The 19,380-nt window shown below is 66.8% G+C and carries 22 protein-coding genes; 15 read left to right on the forward strand and 7 right to left on the reverse strand.

Features of this window, described 5'->3' with window-relative positions:
• Positions 1-65 precede the first annotated feature (65 nt).
• The 7 genes from AC1Q6V_RS01660 to AC1Q6V_RS01690 all read left to right on the forward strand — a co-directional run bounded on the left by AC1Q6V_RS01660 (position 66) and on the right by AC1Q6V_RS01690 (position 5,645).
• On the forward strand, positions 66-575 hold the full coding sequence (locus AC1Q6V_RS01660) for a DUF2244 domain-containing protein (protein WP_011614466.1): 510 nt from the start codon (positions 66-68) through the stop codon (positions 573-575).
• 58 nt (positions 576-633) lie between these two features.
• Positions 634-1,896, forward strand: coding sequence for a cytochrome c oxidase subunit II (coxB, locus tag AC1Q6V_RS01665; RefSeq protein ID WP_011614467.1), 1,263 nt, complete (start codon positions 634-636; stop codon positions 1,894-1,896).
• 38 nt (positions 1,897-1,934) lie between these two features.
• Positions 1,935-3,542, forward strand: a complete 1,608-nt coding sequence (gene ctaD, locus AC1Q6V_RS01670; protein ID WP_010814820.1) for a cytochrome c oxidase subunit I — start codon at positions 1,935-1,937, stop codon at positions 3,540-3,542.
• 73 nt (positions 3,543-3,615) lie between these two features.
• On the forward strand, positions 3,616-3,747 hold the full coding sequence (locus tag AC1Q6V_RS01675) for a cytochrome oxidase small assembly protein (protein WP_010814819.1): 132 nt from the start codon (positions 3,616-3,618) through the stop codon (positions 3,745-3,747).
• A gap of 17 nt (positions 3,748-3,764) precedes the next feature.
• On the forward strand, positions 3,765-4,376 hold the full coding sequence (locus AC1Q6V_RS01680; RefSeq protein WP_010814818.1) for a cytochrome c oxidase assembly protein: 612 nt from the start codon (positions 3,765-3,767) through the stop codon (positions 4,374-4,376).
• A 39-nt stretch (positions 4,377-4,415) separates the two neighbouring features.
• Positions 4,416-4,640: a DUF2970 domain-containing protein gene (locus tag AC1Q6V_RS01685; RefSeq protein ID WP_010814817.1), complete on the forward strand. Its 225-nt coding sequence runs from the start codon at positions 4,416-4,418 to the stop codon at positions 4,638-4,640.
• A gap of 144 nt (positions 4,641-4,784) precedes the next feature.
• Complete coding sequence (locus tag AC1Q6V_RS01690) at positions 4,785-5,645, forward strand: cytochrome c oxidase subunit 3 (RefSeq protein WP_010814816.1); 861 nt, start codon at positions 4,785-4,787, stop codon at positions 5,643-5,645.
• 129 nt (positions 5,646-5,774) lie between these two features.
• On the opposite strand, the gene AC1Q6V_RS01695 is transcribed toward AC1Q6V_RS01690, so the two are convergent.
• A complete protein-coding gene (locus AC1Q6V_RS01695) occupies positions 5,775-5,984 on the reverse strand; it encodes a twin transmembrane helix small protein (RefSeq protein WP_010814815.1) in 210 nt (69 codons plus the stop codon).
• On the opposite strand from AC1Q6V_RS01695, the gene AC1Q6V_RS01700 reads away from it, so the two are divergent.
• The 5 genes from AC1Q6V_RS01700 to AC1Q6V_RS01720 all read left to right on the forward strand — a co-directional run bounded on the left by AC1Q6V_RS01700 (position 5,983) and on the right by AC1Q6V_RS01720 (position 10,297).
• Positions 5,983-6,780: an SURF1 family protein gene (locus tag AC1Q6V_RS01700; RefSeq protein ID WP_051398455.1), complete on the forward strand. Its 798-nt coding sequence runs from the start codon at positions 5,983-5,985 to the stop codon at positions 6,778-6,780. The genes AC1Q6V_RS01695 and AC1Q6V_RS01700 overlap by 2 nt on opposite strands.
• Before the next feature lie 53 nt (positions 6,781-6,833).
• On the forward strand, positions 6,834-7,484 hold the full coding sequence (locus AC1Q6V_RS01705; protein WP_010814813.1) for an SCO family protein: 651 nt from the start codon (positions 6,834-6,836) through the stop codon (positions 7,482-7,484).
• Positions 7,485-7,494: 10 nt separating this feature from the next.
• Positions 7,495-8,607, forward strand: a complete 1,113-nt coding sequence (locus tag AC1Q6V_RS01710) for a COX15/CtaA family protein (RefSeq protein ID WP_010814812.1) — start codon at positions 7,495-7,497, stop codon at positions 8,605-8,607.
• A complete protein-coding gene (cyoE, locus tag AC1Q6V_RS01715; RefSeq protein ID WP_037025354.1) occupies positions 8,604-9,548 on the forward strand; it encodes a heme o synthase in 945 nt (314 codons plus the stop codon). Before AC1Q6V_RS01710 ends, cyoE begins: the two co-directional genes overlap by 4 nt.
• Positions 9,549-9,676: 128 nt before the next feature.
• Positions 9,677-10,297, forward strand: coding sequence for an SCO family protein (locus tag AC1Q6V_RS01720; RefSeq protein WP_010814810.1), 621 nt, complete (start codon positions 9,677-9,679; stop codon positions 10,295-10,297).
• Positions 10,298-10,403: 106 nt separating this feature from the next.
• Here AC1Q6V_RS01720 and rpoH read toward each other — a convergent pair whose 3' ends face one another.
• Positions 10,404-11,330 (reverse strand): RNA polymerase sigma factor RpoH, encoded by a 927-nt coding sequence (gene rpoH, locus AC1Q6V_RS01725; RefSeq protein WP_011614472.1) that lies wholly within the window; start codon positions 11,328-11,330, stop codon positions 10,404-10,406.
• Between the two features lie 340 nt (positions 11,331-11,670).
• On the opposite strand from rpoH, the gene AC1Q6V_RS01730 reads away from it, so the two are divergent.
• The gene (locus tag AC1Q6V_RS01730; RefSeq protein ID WP_010814808.1) at positions 11,671-12,546 is read left to right on the forward strand and encodes a pirin family protein; all 876 of its coding nucleotides are present in this window, start codon (positions 11,671-11,673) and stop codon (positions 12,544-12,546) included.
• 19 nt (positions 12,547-12,565) lie between these two features.
• Here AC1Q6V_RS01730 and ybiB read toward each other — a convergent pair whose 3' ends face one another.
• From ybiB to AC1Q6V_RS01755, 5 genes are all read right to left on the reverse strand, one after another.
• Positions 12,566-13,558, reverse strand: coding sequence for a DNA-binding protein YbiB (gene ybiB / locus AC1Q6V_RS01735; protein WP_010814807.1), 993 nt, complete (start codon positions 13,556-13,558; stop codon positions 12,566-12,568).
• A gap of 109 nt (positions 13,559-13,667) precedes the next feature.
• Positions 13,668-14,471 (reverse strand): ABC transporter ATP-binding protein, encoded by an 804-nt coding sequence (locus tag AC1Q6V_RS01740; protein WP_010814806.1) that lies wholly within the window; start codon positions 14,469-14,471, stop codon positions 13,668-13,670.
• An 18-nt stretch (positions 14,472-14,489) separates the two neighbouring features.
• Complete coding sequence (gene ntrB, locus AC1Q6V_RS01745) at positions 14,490-15,395, reverse strand: nitrate ABC transporter permease (protein ID WP_010814805.1); 906 nt, start codon at positions 15,393-15,395, stop codon at positions 14,490-14,492.
• Between the two features lie 51 nt (positions 15,396-15,446).
• Positions 15,447-16,757, reverse strand: coding sequence for a CmpA/NrtA family ABC transporter substrate-binding protein (locus AC1Q6V_RS01750; protein ID WP_010814804.1), 1,311 nt, complete (start codon positions 16,755-16,757; stop codon positions 15,447-15,449).
• A 365-nt stretch (positions 16,758-17,122) separates the two neighbouring features.
• A complete protein-coding gene (locus tag AC1Q6V_RS01755) occupies positions 17,123-17,770 on the reverse strand; it encodes an ANTAR domain-containing response regulator (protein ID WP_037025353.1) in 648 nt (215 codons plus the stop codon).
• Positions 17,771-18,023: 253 nt separating this feature from the next.
• Between AC1Q6V_RS01755 and AC1Q6V_RS01760 the strand changes: the two genes are divergently transcribed.
• Together AC1Q6V_RS01760 and maiA are read left to right on the forward strand one after the other, a co-directional pair.
• A complete protein-coding gene (locus AC1Q6V_RS01760; RefSeq protein ID WP_454749202.1) occupies positions 18,024-18,725 on the forward strand; it encodes a fumarylacetoacetate hydrolase family protein in 702 nt (233 codons plus the stop codon).
• Between the two features lie 4 nt (positions 18,726-18,729).
• Positions 18,730-19,377, forward strand: coding sequence for a maleylacetoacetate isomerase (gene maiA, locus AC1Q6V_RS01765; RefSeq protein ID WP_454749203.1), 648 nt, complete (start codon positions 18,730-18,732; stop codon positions 19,375-19,377).
• Positions 19,378-19,380 lie beyond the last annotated feature (3 nt).

Genomic DNA, 19,380 nt, shown 5'->3' on the forward strand with positions numbered 1-19,380 from the left:
GCACTTGCACTGTGCGGCCCGGACGCCATCGTCCCGGGTGTGCATCCGATGCAGAGTGGTTGGCGATGCAAGACTTGGGTATCGCATTCCAGACGGCAGGTGGTGACTCCGGCGGAAATCTCGACGGACCTCCCCCCGCGCCCCACGACTGGCTGATGAAGCGGAATTGCTCGCTGAGTCCACGCCAGGTCGGCTGGTTTTACCTCTCGATCCTCACGGTTTCGCTTGCCATCGCGTTGTTTTTTGCGTGGCAAGGGTCCTGGCTCGTACTGCCGTTTGCGAGCATCGAGCTGATCGGGCTGGGCATCGCACTGCTGGTGTATGCGCGCCATGCGACAGACTATGAGCGCGTCAGCATCACCGACGGCACGCTGGTCGTGGAGACAGCCAGCGCCGGACGGGTGACGCGTCAGGAATTCAATCCGCGCTGGGTGCGGATCGAACTGGGTGAATCGTTCCGCGCGCTGGTGACGCTGCGCTCGGGCGGGCGTGAGGTACAGGTGGGGTGTCACGTGGACCCGTACCGGCGACGCAAGTTCGCGCAGGAGCTCGCAGCGGCCTTGCGCCGCCTCTGAGAGGCGGCGGTGGCGGCGGCGGGGACAGATTTGAATCTGTAAATTGGGTAGATAACAAATGAAAATGTGGAAGAAGGCATCCGCAGTTTGTCTGGCCGGCGCGTCCCTGCTTGCCAGCCAGGCGGCGTCCGCGGTCAGCGACATGCCGGGCGGCCCCGCCGTGCGCCAGCTCAACCTGACCGAGCCGGTTACCAAGATCGCCGAACAGATTCACTGGCTGAACTGGATGATGTTGATCATGTGCACGGTGATCTTCGTCGCGGTATTCAGCGTGATGTTTTATTCCGTCTTCAAGCACCGCAAGGCCAAGGGTGCCAAGCCGGCTGCCTTCCACGAGAGCATCACGGTCGAAGTGATCTGGACCATCGTCCCGTTCATCATCGTGATTGCGATGGCCCTGCCGGCCACCAAGACCGTGGTGGCGATGAAGGACACCACCAACTCCGACATCACCATCAAGGCCACCGGCTACCAGTGGAAGTGGGGCTATGACTACCTGAAGGGCGAAGGCGAAGGCATCTCCTTCGTGTCGACCCTGACCACCCCGCGCGAGCAGATCAACAACGAGCAGCCCAAGTCGAATACCTACCTGATGGAGGTGGACAACGAGCTGGTCGTGCCGGTCAACAAGAAGATCCGCATCGTCACCACCGCCAACGACGTGATCCACGCCTGGATGATCCCGGCCTTCGGCGTCAAGCAGGATGCGATCCCCGGCTTCGTGCGCGACACCTGGTTCAAGGCCGAGAAGATCGGCGTGTACCGCGGCCAGTGCGCCGAGCTGTGCGGCAAGGAGCACGCCTTCATGCCGATCGTGGTGCGCGTGGTCTCGGACGCCGACTACACCAAGTGGGTCGACGGCAAGAAGAAGGAGCTGGCGGCCAAGGCCGACGATCCCAACAAGACCTGGACGCTGGACGAGTCGAAGGTGCGTGGCGAGAAGGTCTACGCCGCCAACTGCGCGGTCTGCCACCAGCCCAACGGCAAGGGCGGCGGCGCCTTCCCGGCGCTGGACGGCTCCAAGCTGGTCAATGGCCCCAAGGCCGGCCAGATGCACATCATGCTGGAAGGCAAGGCTGCCATGCCGTCGTGGAAGCAGCTCTCGGACACCGAGCTGGCCGCGGTCATGACCTATACGCGCAACGCCTGGAGCAACAAGACGGGTGAAGTGGTCCAGCCGAGCGACTTCGTGGGCGCCCGTGCGGGCAAGTTCCCCGAGGGCGGCGGCGCGGCAGGCGGCGCAGCGCCGAAGGCCGAAGCCAAGCCGGCCGACAAGGCTGACAAGCAGGCCAGCCTCGCGGGCAACCGCGTCGCGGGCTGACCCGCTGAAGACAGAACAGGATTAGAGGAGCATTTGCGATGAGTACTGCTACCCCGGACGCGCTCGCCCATCCGCACGATCATGCGCATGACGACCACGCGCACGACCACCCGCATGGCTGGCGCCGCTGGCTGTTCGCGACCAACCACAAGGACATCGGTACGCTGTACCTGCTGTTCTCGTTCATCATGCTGCTGTCGGGCGGCTTGCTGGCACTGCTGATCCGCCTGGAGCTGTTCGAGCCGGGCCTGCAGTTCTTCCGCCCCGAGCTGTTCAACCAGTTCACCACCATGCACGGTCTGGTGATGGTGTTCGGCGCGATCATGCCGGCCTTCGTCGGCTTCGCCAACTGGATGATCCCGCTGCAGATCGGCGCGTCCGACATGGCGTTCGCGCGCATGAACAACTTCAGCTTCTGGCTGATGCCGCCGGCCGCGCTGCTGCTGGCCGGCTCGTTCCTGGTCCCGGGCGGCGCCACCGCCGCCGGCTGGACCCTGTACGCGCCGCTGTCGGTGCAGATGGGCCCGGGCATGGACATGGCCATCTTCGCGATGCACATCATGGGTGCGTCGTCGATCATGGGCTCGATCAACATCATCGTGACCATCCTCAACATGCGCGCCCCGGGCATGACGCTGATGAAGATGCCGATGTTCTGCTGGACCTGGCTGATCACCGCCTACCTGCTGATCGCCGTGATGCCCGTGCTGGCCGGCGCCATCACCATGGTGCTGACCGACCGCCATTTCGGCACGAGCTTCTTCTCGGCCGCCGGTGGTGGTGACCCGGTGATGTACCAGCACATCTTCTGGTTCTTCGGCCACCCCGAGGTGTACATCATGATCCTGCCGGCGTTCGGGATCGTCTCGCAGGTGGTGCCGGCGTTTGCCCGCAAGCGCCTGTTCGGCTACAGCTCGATGGTGTACGCCACCGCCTCGATCGCCATCCTGTCGTTCATCGTGTGGGCCCACCACATGTTCACGACCGGCATGCCGGTGACCGGCCAGCTGTTCTTCATGTACGCGACCATGCTGATCGCGGTGCCCACCGCCGTGAAGATCTTCAACTGGATCGCCACCATGTGGCGCGGCTCGATGACCTTCGAGACCCCGATGCTGTTCTCGATCGGCTTCATCTTCGTGTTCACCATCGGCGGCTTCACCGGCCTGATGCCGGCCGTGGCCCCGATCGACATCCAGCTGCAGGACACCTACTTCATTGTGGCGCACTTCCACTATGTGCTGGTGGCCGGCTCGCTGTTCGCGCTGTTCGCGGGCTTCTACTACTGGGGTCCGAAGTGGAGCGGTTTCATGTACAACGAAACCCGCGGCCAGATCCACTTCTGGGGGTCGATCATCTTCTTCAACGTGACCTTCTTCCCGATGCACTTCCTGGGCCTGGCCGGCATGCCGCGTCGCTATGCCGACTACCCGACCCAGTTCGCTGACTTCAATGCGATCGCGTCGATCGGTGCGCTGGGCTTCGGCCTGATGCAGGTGTACTTCTTCTTCTTCGTGGTGCTGCCGTCGTACCGCGGTGGCGAGAAGGCCGCCGACAAGCCCTGGGATGGCGCAGAGGGCCTGGAGTGGACCGTGCCGTCGCCGGCGCCGTTCCACACCTTTGAAGTTCCCCCGCAGGTCCGCTAAGGCGCGGCCAGCGTAATCAGGCAGCGGGAGGCGGCAGCGTCGCCTCCCGCGCCGGCAAGCAACAGAAGCAGCTATGCAGTCTCCAGACAAAAGCCCATCACGCCCGGACCAGAAGGCCGCCAACCGGCGCCTTGGCCTGATCCTGCTGTCGATCGTGGTGGTTTTCTTTCTGGGGTTCTTCGCCAAGATGATGTTTCTTGGCTGAGGCGGCAGGGTAGCGAGATGAGCATCGACCAGCAGGCTGGCAGGGAAGCGGACAAGCGGTTCAACCGCGGCATGATGCTGCGCCTGGTCGTGATCGTGGCCGTGATGTTCGGCTTCGGCTATGCGCTGGTGCCGCTGTACAAGAAGATCTGCGAGATCACCGGCATCAACGTGATCACCACGCGCGAGCTGCACGGCGCGGTGAAGAACACGCAGGTCGACAAGAGCCGCACCATCACGGTGGAGTTCGACTCCAACGCGCGCGGGCCCTTCGCCTTCCGGCCGGTGAAGAACAGCATGGAAGTGCATCCGGGCGAGATGGCGACGATCGTCTACGAGGTGGCCAACGGACAGCCGCGCGATATTTCGGCGCAGGCCATCCCGAGCTACGCGCCCAAGCAGGCGACCCAGTATTTCATGAAGCTGGAGTGCTTCTGCTTCAAGCAGCAGACGCTCAAGGCGAAAGAGGCGCGCGAGATGCCGGTGGTGTTCGTGATCGATCCCGCGCTGCCCAAGGATGTGAAGAATATTACGCTGTCGTACACCTTCTTCGAGGTGGGTGCGCCGGTGGCGCAGGCGCCCGAGGGCCAGCTGGCGCCGCAGCCGGCAACGGCCGGCAAGGGCATCTGAGGCGGCCGCGGTGCATGCCGGGGCGGAGGAGGACGGGCAATGGATGAGATGAAGGACGCGGTCAAGCGCAAGATGTCGTTCGGGCAGACCATGCGCGCGGTGCTGTGGTCGTTCATCGGCCTGCGCAAAGGCGCCGAGCACGAGCGCGACATGGCCCGGCTGAACCCGGTGCATGTGGTGATCGCCGGAGTGATCGCGGCGGCCATCTTCATCGCGGTGCTGGTGCTCATCGTGCGCACCGTGGTGGGGCAGGCAGCGGGATAGCAGGGCAGGAAGGGTAGACAACAAAAGCAGTCGCAGAACAAAGCAACCGCGGCGGCGGGGCTGGCCCGGAGGAGGGGACGGCCCGCAGTGCCAAAGCGCGGATCACGAATACTGAATCAAAGACTCTGAGCTGGAGATAAAAGAATGAGTGCGAATCGCGCAAACGCTCCGTACTACTTCGTACCGGGCCCGTCGCGCCACCCGATCACGGCAAGCTTCGGCCTGCTGATGACGGGCGCGGGTGCCGCCGGTTGGGTAAACGGGCAGCCCTGGGCGCCGTACCTGTGCGGCCTCGGCCTGCTGTGGTTCCTGTTCGTGCTCAAGAGCTGGTTTGGCGACGCCATCAGCGAGTCCGAAGGCGGCATGTACGGCAAGAACATCGACCTGTCGTTCCGCTGGTCGATGGGCTGGTTCATCTTCTCGGAGGTGATGTTCTTCGCGGCCTTCTTCGGCGCGCTGTTCTATGCCCGCACCATCGCCATGCCGTGGCTGGGCGACCTGAACAACAAGATCCTGTGGCCCGACTTTGCCGCGGTATGGCCCAACACCGGCCCGGCCGGCGTGGTGGAAAGCTTCCAGACCATGGGTCCGTGGCCAATCCCGACCATCAACACCGCGCTGCTGCTGATGTCCGGCCTGACGCTGACCTGGGCGCACCACGCGCTGCTGGCCGGCAAGCGCAGCCAGCTGATTCAGGGCCTGTCGCTGACCATCCTGCTGGGCGCGGTCTTCATGTGCTTCCAGGTGTACGAGTACATGCACGCCTACTCGGAACTGAACCTGAAGCTGACCTCGGGCATCTACGGCTCGACCTTCTTCCTGCTGACCGGCTTCCACGGCTTCCACGTGACCATGGGCGCGATCATGCTGGCCGTGGTGCTGGTCCGCGTGCTGAAGGGCCACTTCACGCCTGACCACCACTTTGCATTCGAAGGCGCCGCCTGGTACTGGCACTTCGTTGACGTGGTGTGGCTGTTCCTCTACGTCGTGGTGTACTGGCTGTAAATCCGGCTGCCGTACCCGCCGGCGCGCCCCCCGGGGGCCGCCGGCGCCAACGCAAAAGAGAAACGCCGCAGGAGGTTGTCCAGCCTGCGGCGTTTGTCTTTTGCGGGCCTGGTGCCCGCGTCCTGGCGTTCAGGGTGCCATGCGGATGCCCGTGCTGTGGATCCAGCCCATCCAGTTCGAGAACAGGATGAACAGGAACAGCGCCATCGAGAACCCGACGCGCAGCATCAGCGAGCGCATCATGTTGGGCGTCGTGCCGCGGTCGCGCATCATGAAGAACAGGGCGGAGGCCAGGCTGGCGATGATCAGGATGAAGGCAACGATGATGACAAAGCGCATGGCGGGGCAGGTCGGGGCCAGGAGCGACGGAAAGACCCATTATCGCACCAGCCCGTTGCCGCTGGCCGCTGCACTGGTGATGATCGCCGTGACCTGCGCGCTGGGCAACTGGCAGCTCAACCGCGCGCACGACAAGGAGGCGCGCGCGGCGCGGCTGCAGGCGCTGTCGGCGCAGCCGCCGGTGGTGCTGGGCACGGCCCCGCTGCCGCAAGTTGTGACCGACCGCACGGTCCGCGTGACCGGGCGCTTTGACACGGCCCGCACCGTCTTGCTGGATAATCGCCCCCACGGCAATGGCAGCAGCCCCGGGGATAGCCGCGCCGGCTTCCTGGTGCTGACGCCGCTGCGGATTTCAGCCGCCTCGCCGGCGCCCGCAGGTGCCGCCGGCGCCATGCAGGCGGTGCTGGTGCTGCGCGGCTGGCTGCCGCGCGATGCCCAGGACCGCACCCGGATTGCGCCGTTCCCCACGCCCGAGGGCGAGGTAACGATCGAAGGCACGGCACTGGCGGCCGTGCCGCGGGTCTATAGCCTGGGCCAGGACGCCGCCGGCAGCAAGATCCGCCAGAACCTGGACCTCGCTGCCTATGCGGCTGAAACCGGCCTGGCGCTGCACCCGCTGGTGCTGGAGCAGCGCAGCGACAGCGGCGATGGCCTGGCGCGCGACTGGGCCCCGGCCGACCTGGGCGCGGACCGGCACTACGGCTATGCCTTCCAGTGGTTCGGGCTGGCCGCGCTGACGGTGGTGCTGGTGGTCGTGCTGGGCTGGCGCCGCGCGCGCCGGGTGGCAGCACCGTAACTCGAATGAACCGGGCGCATGCGCTCGCCGAAGACAAAGGACAGACGTACTCCATGGCACAGCAAGACTCCGCCCCGGCCGCCGCGGCCTCGCCGCCGGATACCCGCATCGATGCGCGCACGCGCCGTGGCCGCCTGCAGATGCTGATGCTGTTGCTGGTGTGCGCGTCGCCGGTGATCGCCTCTTACTTCACCTATTACGTCATCAAGCCGCGTGGCGGCGCCACCAACTACGGCGCGCTGGTCGACCCGCAGCGGCCGATGCCGCCGGTGCGCGTCACCGATGAGCAGGGCCGGGCCGTGCCGCTGGAGCAGTTCCGCGGCAAGTGGCTGCTGGTGACCACCGACCCGTCCGCCTGCGACGAGGCCTGCGCGAAGAAGCTCTTCACCATCCGCCAGATCCGCGCCGGGCAGGGCCAGGACCGCGAACGCATCGTGCCGGTGTGGCTGGTGACCGACGACGGCAAGATCGACGAGCGCCTGAACGCCGCCTACAACGAGCCCTACGCGGGTGTGCGCTTCCTGCGCATCGACCGCCAGGCCGCGCAGCAGTGGCTGCCGGCCGAACCCGGCAAGCGCGCCGAGGACACCCTGTTCCTGGTCGACCCGCTGGGCAACCTGATGATGCGTTTCCCGCAGGATCCGGACCCCAAGAAGATGAGCGGCGACCTGAAGAAGCTGCTCAAGGTCTCGCGCATCGGCTAAAGGGGACGGCATGCTGCTGCAACTGGCCATCATCGGCATCCTGATCGCGCTGTTCCCGCTGTCCTACGTGCTGGTGAAGGGGGACCGCAACAAATACCGCAAGCTCGCCTGGATCACGGCGTTCCTGACGCTGGACCTGATCATGTTCGGCAGCTTCACGCGCCTGACCGACTCCGGCCTGGGCTGCCCCGACTGGCCCGGCTGCTACGGGCACTCCAACCCGCACGCCGCGATGGAGCCGATCCGCGCGGCCGAGACCGCGCTGCCCAGCGGCCCGGTGACGCTGGCCAAGGCGTGGATCGAGATGATCCACCGCTACTTCGCCATGGCGGTCGGGGTGCTGATCATCACGCTGATGGTGCTGGCGTGGGTCAAGCGGCGCGAGCTGAAGCAGTCGCCGTGGTTCGCCACCGGGGTGCTGCTGCTGGTGTGCGTGCAGGGTGCGTTCGGCGCTTTCACCGTGACCCTGAAGCTGCAGCCGATCATTGTGGTCACGCACCTGATGCTGGGCATGGCTCTGCTGGCCGTGCTGATCCAGCTGGGCTCGCGCAACGATCCGCCGCACCCGGTCGCGGCGCGGGCCGCGCGGCTGCGCTGGCCGGTGCGCATCGGCCTGCTGCTGCTGGTGATCCAGATCTTCCTGGGGGGCTGGGTCAGCACCAACTACGCGGTGCTGGCCTGCACCGACTTCCCGCTGTGCAATGGCCAGCTGGTGCCCGAGATGGATTTCCGCCACGGCTTCACCCTGTGGCGCCAGCTGGGCATGACCGCCGATGGCGACTACATCCCGCACGCGGCGCTGGTGGCGATCCACTGGGTGCACCGCGGCTTTGCCTTTGTCGTGCTGGGCTACCTGGCGTGGCTTGGCCTGCGCGCGCGCAGGCTTGAAGGGCTCGCGCGCGCGGCCGGCTGGCTGCTGGCCACGCTGGTGCTGCAACTGGCCACCGGGATGTCCAATATCGTGTTCGACTGGCCGCTGGTGGCCGCGGTTGCGCACAACGGCGGCGCGGCGCTGCTCCTGCTGCTGCTGGTCCGCCTCCACTACAATACAGGGCTCGCAGGGCTCACCATGCGGGCCGCCGGCGCCCCCGCTGCCGTGCCGAACGCCGCCCGCGCCACATGAAAGACAAGACCCCTTCCGTGGTTACCGCTACCCACCCCCATTCGCTGGGCAAGTTGAGCCGGATACGGCACCTTGCCCGACAATATGCCGCCCTGACCAAGCCGCGCGTGACGCAGCTGGCCGTGTTCTGCGCCATCATCGGCATGTTCCTCGCCACGCCCGGCATGGTGCCGTGGCGCGTGCTGATCGGCGGCGCCGCCGGCATCTGGCTGCTGGCCGGTGCGGCCTTTGCCATCAATTGCCTGGTCGAGCAGAAGATCGATGCGCTGATGCGCCGCACCGCGTGGCGCCCGTCGGCCACCGGCGAGATCACCACGCCGCAGACCCTGGTGTTCTCCGCCGTACTGGGCGGCGCCGGCATGTGGCTGCTGCACGTCTACGCCAACGACCTGACGATGTGGCTGACCTTTGCCACCTTCCTCGGCTACGCGGTGGTCTACACCATCCTGCTCAAGCCGGCCACGCCGCAGAACATAGTGATCGGCGGGCTCTCGGGGGCGATGCCGCCGGCGCTGGGCTGGGCCGCGGTGGCGGGCGAGGTACCTGCCGAGGCCTGGTTCCTGGTGCTGATCATCTTCACCTGGACCCCGCCGCACTTCTGGGCCCTGGCGCTGTACCGCCGCGCCGACTACGCCAAGTCCGGCCTGCCGATGCTGCCGGTCACGCACGGCGAGCGCTACACGCTGCTGCATATCCTGCTGTACACGCTGATCATGATCGCCGCGACGCTGCTGCCCTTTGTCTACGGCATGAGCGGCTATATCTACCTGGCGGCCGCGCTGGCGCTGGGCGCGGGTTTCCTGGCCTACGCCTGGAAGATGTACCGTAACTATTCGGACGAGCTGGCGCAGCGCACCTTCCGCTTCTCGATCCTGTACCTGTCGCTGCTGTTCGCCGCGCTGCTGGTCGACCACTACTTCAAGTTCGTGCCGCAGGTCTGACCTGTGGCCGACCGGCTGCGGCATCTTGTCGCGGCCGGCGCAGCGTGGCGGCACGATCGGCGATACTGCGTGATGTCGCCGCCCTCCGGTGCCGCTGTTTCCTCCCACCCCTGACCGGTTTCCGCCGCATGCCCCGCCTAAGCCCCGCCTCCGGCCTGTTCGCCGCCTTCCGCCGCTTTTCCCTGCTGGCCGCGCTTGCGCTGGCCGTGGCTGCCTGCGGGCAGCAGAAGGCCTCGTTCCGCAATGTCGACATCACCGGCGCGGCGGACTTCGGCAAGGACTTCTCGCTGACCGACCATCACGGCAAGGTGCGCACCATCGCCGACTTCAAGGGCAAGGCGGTGGTGATGTTCTTCGGCTACACCCACTGCCCGGACGTGTGCCCGACGACGATGGCCGAACTGAAGGCGGTGATGGAGAAACTGGGCCCGGATGCCGACCGCGTGCAGGTGCTGTTCGTCACGGTCGACCCGGAACGCGACACGCAGGCGCTGCTGGCGCAGTACGTGCCGGCCTTCGATGCGCGCTTCCTGGGGCTGCGCCCGGCCGACGAAGCCGCACTGCAGAAGTTGACCAAGGACTTCAAGGTGTTCTACGCCAAGGTGCCGGGCAGCTCCCCGAACAACTACACGGTGGACCACTCCGCGGGCAGCTATGTGTTCGACCCGGACGGCAAGCTGCGGCTGTTCATCCGCCACGGCCAGGGTCCGGATCCGATCGCGCACGACCTGAAACAGCTGCTGTCGTGACGTGAAAGGGTGGGAAGGGGTGCGGCATAAGGTCGCACTCACCCTCTCGCGGGCAACAAAAAGGCCGGTCCAGTGGACCGGCCTTTTGCATGGCTGGGGGTGCGGATCAGGCGAACGCCTGCAGCGCCCCCTTCATCTTCTTCATGGCCGCGGCCTCGATCTGGCGGATGCGCTCGGCCGAGACGCCGAACTCGTCAGCCAGCTCATGCAGCGTGGAGCCGCCCGAGCCATCGTCTTCGACGTGCAGCCAGCGTGCCTCGATGATGCGGCGGCTGCGTTCGTCCAGCTTGCCCAGCGCTTCTTCCAGGCCCTCGACCTGCATGCGGTCGTGGCGCTTGGCTTCCAGCACGCGGGTGGGCTCGTTGTGGTTGTCCGCCAGGTAGGCGATGGGGGCGAATTCCTCTTCGCCGTCGTCGATCTGGCCTTCCAGCGCCAAGTCGCCGCCCGACAGGCGGGTTTCCATCTCCATCACTTCTTCGGGCTTGACGTTCAGCTCGCGCGCCACGGCCTCGACCTGCTCCGGCGTGAACGTGTGCGCGCCCTGCTTGTGGCTGCGCAGGTTGAAGAACAGCTTGCGCTGGGCCTTGGTGGTGGCCACCTTGACCATGCGCCAGTTCTTCAGCACGTATTCGTGGATCTCGGCCTTGATCCAGTGCATCGCGTACGACACCAGGCGCACGCCCTGGTCGGGGTCGAAGCGCTTGACCGCCTTCATCAGGCCGATATTGCCTTCCTGGATCAGGTCGGCGTGGGGCAGGCCGTAGCCCAGGTACTGGCGGGCGATCGACACCACCAGGCGCAGGTGGGACATCACCATCTGGCGGGCAGCGTCAACGGAATCGTGGTCGCGGAGCTCGCGCGCCAGGCGCTGCTCTTCCTCCGCGGTCAACAGCGGAATCCGGTGGACAGCCTGGATATAGCTGTCGAGGTTGCCAACGGTGGCCGGGAAGGTCAGCGCGAAGCTGCCCGTGCTCCGGGGTGCCGTCGGCAGACGGTTATTCAGGGTTTGGTCGGCAGACAAGACTGCGTTCACTCAATGGCTCCTTTCGCATCCGGCGGTTCGGTTGCCGGGGTGCCGCGCCTGTTGGGGCGGTGGCACTGCAACACATATTAGCACTCAGGCCGGGTGAGTGCTAATTGGAGCCCCGATGGTCGTGATAGTTCCTCTCGATTGCTCTTGCTGCTGGCATAGCTACCTATCAATTCGAGCGGCGGGAACGATACCCACGGTTCGGCGCACTGGATGTTAGAGCGGTGCCGGGCACGGGGGTTCTGCCCGCTGCTGCAATGATTTGTTGCAGCAGCGGCTACACTCGACCAAGCTGCGGCGCGCTGGCATCCTTGCAAGCCTCTCTCATTCCACCGGAGGAGTTATGTCTGCTATCGAACACTTGCTCAAGCCGCATGTGCGCGACCTGGGCGATTTTACCGTGCGCCGGCTGTTGCCCGCCGCCGCCACCCAGACCGTTGGTCCGTTTATCTTCTTCGACCATATGGGGCCGGTGCAACTGCCGCCGGGCGGCGGAGCCGACGTGCGCCCGCATCCACATATCGGACTGGCCACGGTCACTTATCTGTTCGAGGGCGAGATCATCCACCGAGACAGCCTGGGCAGCGACCAGGCGATCCGCCCGGGCGATGTCAACTGGATGACCGCCGGGCACGGCATCGTGCACTCGGAGCGCTCGCCCGAGCATGTGCGCCCCGCCGGGGCCCGCCTGCACGGCATCCAGACCTGGGTGGCACTGCCGCAGGAGCATGAGGGTGCCGAGCCGTCATTTTTCCACCATCCCGCCGCCACGCTGCCACGGATCGAGCGGCCGGGTGTGCGCATGGTGGTGATTGCGGGCGATGCCTTTGGCCAGGTCTCTCCGGTCAAGGTCTTCAGCCGCACCCTGTACGTGGCGATCGAGCTGGATGCGGGCGCGAGCGTGGAGATCCCGGCCGATCATGCCGAGCGGGGCATCTATCCGGTGGACGGGGCGGTGGCGCTCGACGGCGAGCCGCTGCCGGCCGAGCATATGGTGGTGCTCACGCCGGGCCAGCCCGCAACGCTGACGGCCACGACGCCGTCGCGCGTAATGCTGCTGGGCGGCGACCCGACCGACGGGCACCGCTTCATCTACTGGAATTTCGTTGCCAGCAGCAAGGTGGCGATCGAGGCCGCCGCCCAGCGCTGGGAGGACGATCAGTTCCCGCACGTGCCGGGCGAGACCGAGCGCATCCCGCTGCCCCCGCGCAAGCCCTGACAGCGGTCCCGGGGCTGGCTCAGACCGGGCTGGCCCAGGTCACGCGAGTGCCTTGCCGCAGGCATTCGCGGATGGCCTCGACCTGGATCGCGATCGGTGCCGGCACCGGCGCCGCGCCGTCCAGCACGCGCCGGATCCAGGCCACGGTCTGGCCGGCGTCGCTGCCGGGCGGCAGTTCAGGCACTTCGGCCAGCGAACCAACAGCCGGATCGACCAGCGTCTGCTGGTGCCCCTCGTGCAGCCAGTCGATGCGGCTGGTGCGGCGCGCATCGGCCACCACTTCGCCCTCGGTGCCGCGTGCCAGCAGCACGTTGGCGGGTTCATGCGAGAAGTAGTCGGTCAGCGTCTCGCGGTATTCGGGGTGGGTGTAGCTGTACAGGCGCAACCCTTCCGCGGGCGAATGCTCGCCCACCGGCTGCAGCATCTTGGCCACCGTATGCGCCGAATTGCGCAGGCCGATCACGGTGCGCCGCTCCAGCAGCTGCGACAGCCCGGGCGACAGCACATCCACCGGCAGCACCGCCAGCGGCCCGAGGTCGCTGCTCTCGCGCAGCCGTGCCGAGGCGTCGCCGGTAGTCGCGCACAAGGGCACGCCCAGCGCCTCGAACAGCGCCATGCTGGTCACGCGGCCATTGAACAGGCGCGTGCCGTGCACCAGCACGGGGACATCTTCGCGCGCCAGCAGCAGCGCCAGCAGCGGCACCAGGTTGGGTTGCTTGCGCGCACCGTTGTAGCTGGGGATCACCACCACCTGCCGGTCAGGCGGCGCCGGCAGCGGCTGGCAGTGCGCATGGGCGGCTTCCAGCATGCCGGCCAGCTCGTGCGGGGCCTCGCCCTTGATGCGGTAGGCCATCAGGATGGCGCCGAGCTCCAGGTCCGAGACGCGCCCGGCCAGCATGGCGTCGAACAGGGCCTGCGCGTCTTCGCGCGGCAGCGCCCGCGCGCCGTTGACGCCGCGGCCGATCTCCTTGATATAGCGGGCAGCAGGGAAGGACGTGGCTGGCGTGGTCATGGCGGCGTGGGGGTAGTCTGTTCTGGGTTCATGATAGCGGAGCCAGGCCGCCGCGCCCATCGCCGCCTGTGCCACATAGGGCCGCCCACCGGCACGCGGCCGGCGGGCACTACGCGGCTTCCTGCAGCGCCGGGTTGCGCTGCTTGCGGTAGAGGAAGTCCAGCACCGCGGTGCGGCAGGCGTGGTAGGCCTTGTCGTCGGCCAGCGCGACGCGGTCGCGCGGACGCGGAAGCTCCACCTTCAGGATCTCGCCGATGGTCGCGGCCGGACCGTTGGTCATCATGATGATGCGGTCGGCCAGCAGCACGGCCTCGTCGACGTCGTGGGTCACCATCACCACGGTGCTGCGGGTGCGCGCCACGATCTTGATCAGCTCGTCCTGCAGGTGCGCGCGCGTGAGCGCATCGAGCGCGCCGAAGGGCTCGTCCATCAGCAGCACCTTGGGCGCCATCGCCAGCGCGCGGGCAATGCCCACGCGCTGCTTCATGCCGCCGGAGATCTCATGCGGATACTTGTTCTCGGCGTGCGTCAGGCCCACCAGCGCCAGCGTGTCGTGCGTGCGCGCCTTGAGCTGCGGCTTGCTCTCGCTGGCGGCGAAGACGCGCTCCACGCCCAGGTAGACGTTCTCGAAGCACGTCAGCCACGGCAGCAGCGAATGGTTCTGGAACACCACCGCGCGCTCCGGCCCCGGCCCGGCGATCTCGCGCCCGGCGCAGATCAGCGCGCCGGTGGTGGGCGTGGCCAGTCCCGCGACCAGGTTCAGCAGCGTGGACTTGCCGCAGCCTGAATGGCCGATCAGCGTGATGAACTCGCCCTCGGCGATATGCAGGTTGATATCGCGCAGGGCGACGAACGGGCCCTTGCGGGTCTTGAAGGTCTGGCCGACGTTTTCGATGCTGACGAACTTGTCCATGGCGATTCTCCCCGCGTGTCAGTTGGTGCCGTAGCTGAAGCGCCGGGCCAGCGCCAGCAGCGCATGCTCCAGCAGCAGCCCGATGATGCCGATCACGAAGATCGCGATCACGATGTGCTCGACCTTCAGGTTGTTCCATTCGTCCCACAGCCAGAAGCCGATGCCGGTGCCGCCGGTCAGCATCTCGGCCGCGACGATCACCAGCCACGCGGTGCCGATCGACAGCCGCACGCCGGTCAGCATGTAGGGCAGCACCGCGGGGAACAGCACCCGCGTGAACACCTTCCATTCCGACAGGTCCAGCACGCGCGCCACGTTCAGGTAGTCCTGCGGCACGCGCGTGACGCCGACCGCGGTGTTGATCACCATCGGCCAGATCGAGCAGATGAAGATCGCCCAGATCGCGGCCGGGTTGGCGGCCTTGAACAGCAGCAGGCCGATCGGCAGCCACGCCAGCGGCGAGACCGGGCGCAGCAGGCTGATCACCGGCGCGGTCATCGCGTTCAGGAAGGCGAAGCGCCCGATCAGGAAGCCGGCCGGGATGCCGACCAGCGCGGCCAGGCCGAAGCCCGCCGCGACGCGCGCCAGCGATGCCAGCACGTTCCAGCCGATGCCCTGGTCATTGGGCCCGTTGCGGTAGAACGGGTCGGCAAACAGCGGCACCGCGGCGTTCCATGTGGCCTGCGGCGTGGGAATGGCCGGGATCATCGTGGCGATGCCGTGCCAGGCCAGCACGAACAGGGCAAAGCCCAGTACCGGCGGCACGGCCTTGAGCACCAGCGCGGCGACCGCCTCGCGGCGTTGCGCGCGCCGTGCCTGCGCGGCGATTTCCTGCTCGCGCCGGCGCGCCCGCTCCTTGGTGTCGGGGTCGGCGCTGGCGGCTACGGTTGCACCATCGGGCGTGGGGTGGGCTATGGCATTCACGTCTGGCTCCTTTCGTCAGGGGCACTGCGGATCAGTGGGGGAAGGCTTGCGTCAGGCCTTGATCTTGAAACCGTCGGCGTAGGCCTTGGGGTCCTTGCCGTCCCAGACCACGCCGTCGATCAGCTTGGCGCTGCGCATGTCGCTCTTGGGCAGCGGCACCTGCGCGGCGGCGGCGGCCTGCTTGTAGACGTCGATGCGGTTGACCTGCCGGGCCACGGCGAGATAGTCCGGATGTTCCTTCAGCAAGCCCCAGCGCTTGTGCTGGGTCAGGAACCACATGCCGTCGGACAGGTACGGGTAGTTGGCGGCGCCGTCCTGGTAGAACTTCATCGCGTCTGGGTCGTCCCAGGTCTTGCCCAGGCCGTTGGTGTAGCGGCCCAGCATGCGGTCCAGGATGATGTCCATGTCGGTGTTGACGTAGGACTTGGCGGCAATGGTCTCGGCGGTCTTGCGGCGGTTGGAGGCCGACGCATCGATGAACTTCGATGCCTCCAGCACTGCGGCCACCATCGCGCGCGCGGTGTTGGGGTATTTCTGCACGAACTCCGCGGTGGTGCCCAGGGTCTTCTCGGGGTGGCCTTTCCAGATGGCCTGCGTGGTCTCGGCGGTGAAGCCGATCTTGTCGGCGATGGCGCGCGCGCCCCAGGGCTCGCCCACGCAGAAGCCGTCCATATTGCCCACGCGCATATTGGCCACCATCTGCGGCGGCGGCACCGTGATGGCCTTGGCGTCCTGCATCGGGTTGATGCCGTTGGCCGCCAGCCAGTAGTACAGCCACATTGCGTGCGTGCCGGTGGGGAAGGTCTGGGCGAAGGTGTAGTCGCGCTTCTCCTTCATCATCAGCGCCTTCAGGCTGGCGCCGTCCTTGACGCCTTTCTCGGCGAGCTTGGACGACAGCGTGATGGCCTGGCCGTTGTGGTTCAGGTTCATCAGCACGGCCATGTCCTTCTTCGGGCCGCCGATGCCCAGCTGCACGCCGTAGATCAGTCCGTACAGCACGTGCGCCGCGTCCAGCTCGCCGTTGACCAGCTTGTCGCGCACGCCGGCCCATGAGGCTTCCTTGGTCGGCGTGATCTTGATGCCGTATTTCTTGTCCAGCCCGAGCGTCGCGGCCATCACCACCGAGGCGCAGTCGGTCAGCGGGATAAAGCCGATGCGCACGTCGGTCTTCTCGGGCGCGTCCGAGCCCGCTGCCCACGCACCGGCGCGCACCAGCGGATCGACCAGCGTCATCACGCTGGCGCCGGCGATGGTGGCAAGCGCGCGGCGGCGGCCGCTGCTGGCCGGCACGGCGTCGGCAGCCGCGTCGGGAACGTGGACGGCTGCGTGCAGCGGCTTGGCAATCCTGAGGCGAGAGGGCATTGCATGGCTCCAAGAAAAAAGGCGTCCCCTCCGCGACCGGCTTCGCCAGAAGCCCGGTGCGGCGCAGGGACGCCGTTGTCCGTGGCGTGACGCAGCCCGCGTTGGCCGTGTCCGCCGAAATTGTTGGTCGGCCGCCGTTGGCCGATACCTGCATAACGCAAGGCGTGTGCCAGCCTGTGCAGTGCAGCATTCGAGGGCGGATTTGTGACGGATCGGGGGGAAATGATCGGATGTGGTGCGCGCGCGCTGGCCGCCGCCACATTCGGGGGAGCAGGGGAGGGAGGTGACGCAGTGCGGCAGCGCCAGGAGCGTGCATTGCACCAGTCGCGTGCGGCGGCGCACCACGGCTGGCAGGCGGGAGCGGCTCAGCCCATCACGTCGATCACGCGCTGGGCCGCGTCCACCAGCTTCAGGCCGCGCTCCATCGCCATGCTGCGCAGGCGCTTGTAGGCCTCGTCCTCGCTGAGGCCGCGCGCCTGCATCAGCAGTCCCTTGGCGCGCTCGACCACCTTGCGCTCGGCCAGCTTGAGCCGGGTGGCATCGAGCTCGGCGCGCAGCTGCTGATCCAGTTCGAAGCGTGTGTAGGCCACGTCGAGCACGGTCTTGACGCGCTCGGCGCGCAGGCCGTCGACGATATAGGCGGTGATCCCCGCCGTCAGCGCTGCCTTGATGCGCTGGCTGTCGTCGTTGTCGGTGAACAGCACGATCGGGCGCGGCGCATGCTGGGTCGAGACGCAGACATGCTCGATGGTGTCGCGCGCGGCGGATTCAGACGCGATGATCAGCATGTCGGGCTGGGTGGCCGTGATCACATCCGGCAGGCGCAGGTCGGCATCGACGATCTGGATCTCGGTAAAGCCGGCGCTGACCAGCCCGCCGCGGATGGTCTCGACGTTCAGCGGGTCGGCGTCATGCGGGTCGCGCACGAGCAGGATCCGCAACACCCGGCCGCCGGCAGTGGGCGGGGCAGGTGCGGCAGCGGTGGGCGATGGGGGCGGGTGGCGTCGTGTCATGGCTAGGCTCTGTTGCAGTGCGCCATGCAAGATTCGCGCCGGGTAAGTATCCGGCACCTGCGCCAGTTCGGTGCGCTGGCGCTGCGAGGATGCCTGGATTCATTGTATGCGGTCGTACGCAGAGCCAACTCTCGCGGTGTATCCTGTTGCCCTGCTGCGCCGGGCGCGTCTGCTGGCGACGCCGCGCATGGCTGCTTCCTGCAACCCTGCCCACCCGCGCCGCAGCACCGATCAGAACAATCTGGAGAGATGCATGACCGAATTCGTGTTCGCTCCGGCCGCGCCCGTTGGCGTGCCGGTGCGCGGCAGCAATGCTAGTTTCCCGGTACGGCGCGTGTACTGCGTCGGCCGCAACTATGCTGCCCACGCCCGTGAAATGGGCTCGGCCCCCGACCGCGAGCCGCCGTTCTTCTTCTGCAAGCCGTCCGACGCGGTCAGCTACGTCGCCGACGGCACCGAAGGCGCCTTCCCGTACCCGCCGGGCACCAGCAACTGCCACTATGAAGTGGAGCTGGTGGTGGCGATCGGCAAGGGCGGCCGCGACATCCCGGTCGACCAGGCAGCCGGCCACGTGTTCGGCTACGCCGTGGGCCTGGACATGACCCGCCGCGACCTGCAGAACGAATCGAAGAAGACCGGCCGCCCCTGGGAGACCGGCAAGGCCTTCGACCAGTCCGCGCCGATCGGCCCGATCGTGCCGGTCTCGGCCATCGGCCATCCGCAGAAGGGCGCAGTGACGCTGGCGGTCAACGGCGTGGAGAAGCAGCGCGGCGACCTGTCCGACCTGATCTGGTCGGTGCCGGAGATGGTGTCGTACCTGTCGAAGCTGTTCGAGCTGCAGCCGGGCGACCTGATCTTCAGCGGCACGCCCGAAGGCGTGGGCCCGGTGGTCAAGGGCGATGTCATGCAGTGCCACGTCGGCGGCGTGGGCGATCTCACCATCAAGGTAGTCTGATCCGATGCTAAAGCTTTACAGCTATTTCCGCAGTTCGGCCTCATTCCGCGTGCGCATTGCGCTGGAACTCAAGGGGCTGGCCTATGACTATGTGCCGGTGCACCTGCTGAAAGAAGGCGGCCAGCAGCTCAAGCCGGAATTCCGCGCCGTGAATCCCGACGGACTGGTGCCGGCGCTCGCCGACGGCGAGCACGTGCTGCAGCAATCGCTGGCCATCGTCGAATACCTGGACGAGGTCCATCCCGAGCCGAAGCTGCTGCCCGGCACGGCGCTGGACCGCGCCTATGTGCGCGGACTGGCCCAGGAGATCGCGTGCGAGATCCACCCGCTGAACAACCTGCGCGTGCTGAAGTACCTGAAGCACACCGTGGGCGTGACCGACGAGGTCAAGGACGCGTGGTACCACCACTGGATCGAGCTGGGCTTTGCGTCGCTGCAGGCCAACCTGGAGCGCGGCGGCAAGGCCGGGCGCTTCTGCTTTGGCGATACGCCCACGCTGGCCGATATCTGCCTGGTGCCGCAGGTATTCAACGCGCAGCGCTTCAATATCGACCTGGCCCGCTACCCGGCGATCGCCAGGATCTATGAAACCTGCATGGAGCTGCCTGCTTTCCAGAAGGCGGAGCCGAAGGCGCAGCCTGACGCGGAATAAGCG

It is taken from the genome of Cupriavidus sp. GW823-FHT07B10 (assembly GCF_058794355.1).